The sequence below is a fragment of the Mesotoga infera genome, assembly GCA_011045915.1.
In the GTDB taxonomy this organism is placed as follows: domain Bacteria; phylum Thermotogota; class Thermotogae; order Petrotogales; family Kosmotogaceae; genus Mesotoga; species Mesotoga infera_D.
On sequence record DSBT01000383.1, the window covers coordinates 1 to 2,054 of the forward strand.

The 2,054-nt window shown below is 46.4% G+C and carries 1 tRNA gene and 1 pseudogene; one reads left to right on the forward strand and one right to left on the reverse strand.

Features of this window, described 5'->3' with window-relative positions:
* Positions 1–46: 46 nt before the first annotated feature.
* A tRNA-Met gene (locus ENN47_12450) sits at positions 47–123 on the forward strand.
* 869 nt (positions 124–992) lie between these two features.
* Here the strand turns inward: ENN47_12450 and ENN47_12455 are convergent.
* Positions 993–2,054 (reverse strand): annotated as a pseudogene (locus ENN47_12455) (HD domain-containing protein).

The window sequence follows — 2,054 nt, forward strand, 5'->3', positions numbered from 1 at the left end:
AACCCAAAGGTCACAGGTTCAAATCCTGTCCCCGCTACCATTATCAGGCGGTGTAGCTCAGCTGGCTAGAGCATGCGGTTCATACCCGCAGAGTCGTCAGTTCGATTCTGACCGCCGCCACCAAGCATTTAGTGCCTCCCTGCGTGTATGAAGCGCTCAGATCATCAATGAAACCTAGCCTCCCATCGGGAGGCTTGTTTGTTTTTGCGTCAGTTTTTTGGCGATCTAAGACCAATGCTTCATTTTCTCTAAGGCTTCTGTAACTGCCAGGTACAGTAATCGGAGATGTTCATTAAGGATCCGATTCTTGCTCTCATGGCGAGGCTCTAATCCGAATAAAAGAACCAACCCGCTACGGATCTCCCCCCCAATGATGAGAAGTGTCTTAGCGAGATACTGACCAGTATGTTTTCACTTATTGCTTCTGAAGAGCCGCCGATAAAAGCCTAAGTATTCCATTTCTCGTCCTTAGGGCAACTTGAGTAATAAGGTGACGGGTTCTCCGGGAGTTTTGTTTCTGCAGGGATTGTATTTGCGGAAAGACACGACCTCACGTTCTTCACCGAGAAATCACGACCAATACTCCTCAGTCTATTGTCTTAGAATGAAGAAGCGATAGCGACAGGAAAATACATTGCCGAAAAAGCTTTGGCTGTCCTCCACTGCTAAATAAATGCAACTTCGAAGATCGGCCGGTTTCTAGTTATTGTCCATAACTATCGTAAAGCCACGAACGAATACGGCTATTACCGTGATTACAAGCCCTACGACCAAAATCGGGATAACGCTGGAAACTGTGATTTTCACCACCTCCATCTCTTATTTTATGCTTCTCTTCTCTGTTGAGTCAACCTCTAGTAAGTCACGATTTACGGCATCTTGTGATCGAAAGCCCGCAGAACGAAATCGAGTCACGATGCTTCGGTCATAAGCAAAAGAGTATCTTGATTGTTTTCGTCACACAGCATTTGGCGAAGTCGTCCGGCAGATAAAGTTTGACTCCCGATGATCTCGCACTTACGCGGATTCCTCCCGCAAAGCTCGTTCTCAAGTTCCGGAAGGATACTTATCAGTTTATATACTATATCCTGATCTAGTGGCATTTCTGTCATCATGTCCACAGCTTGAGCGAAAGAGTAGGCGTTCCTGTAGGGCCTATCCGCCGTGAGGGCCTCAAACACATCTGCTACAGCCAGGATCTTTGCCTCGAGCGGTATCTCATCTCCCTTTAGACCCTGGGGATAGCCGGAACCGTCTTCTCTTTCGTGGTGTAGATAGGCGTAAGGAACGAATCTCTCCAGGTATTTGAAATGTTGGAGAACTTCCTTGCCATGTTGAGGATGATTGCGTATTACCTCCTTTTCAATTTCATCAAGAGGACCATGCTTTCTCAGTATGTTAGGAGAAATGCCCATCTTACCAATATCATGAAGCTTTGCTCCGTTCACAATCTCCATGACTTTCTTCCTTTTCAATCCAAGACTCTTGCCCAAGTACTCGGCGATTATCGCCACATTCTTAGAGTGAAAGGCGGTATACGAGTCTTCCATTTCCCACAAATACATGATCTCCTGAAGACCACTCATCTCGTAGTATCTGGAAAGACCGAGCGCCAGCACTTCCATCATGAACAAGACTCCAATTATCCCGGCCGCCACGGAATGCAGAATCATCCACCTGGTAAGATCATACCCTTCTATTTCGGTTCTCAGACCGTAGGCGAAACTCTTCGATCCGCCCGGAGAGAAGGTTATTCTGTCATCGAGATTCATCTCCGAAAGCAAGACGTTCTTGTCTATGCTGGCAATCACGACTGCATCGGATATCTCATTCTCCATATGGCTGTCATAGACGTTGAAGTAGAGATAAAGCTCCTGCTCTATGGCAGATATTCTGTACACATCTTTAACCGGTATCTCTGGTGGTCTGCTTATGAGTCTGGCCGACTTCAATGCTAGAAACTCATTTTGGATCTCCTGGAGCATTTCTTCGATGAATACGTCGTCTTTCGACAAAACGGCGTTGTACATAGCGTTCCATTGGAAATATCCCAG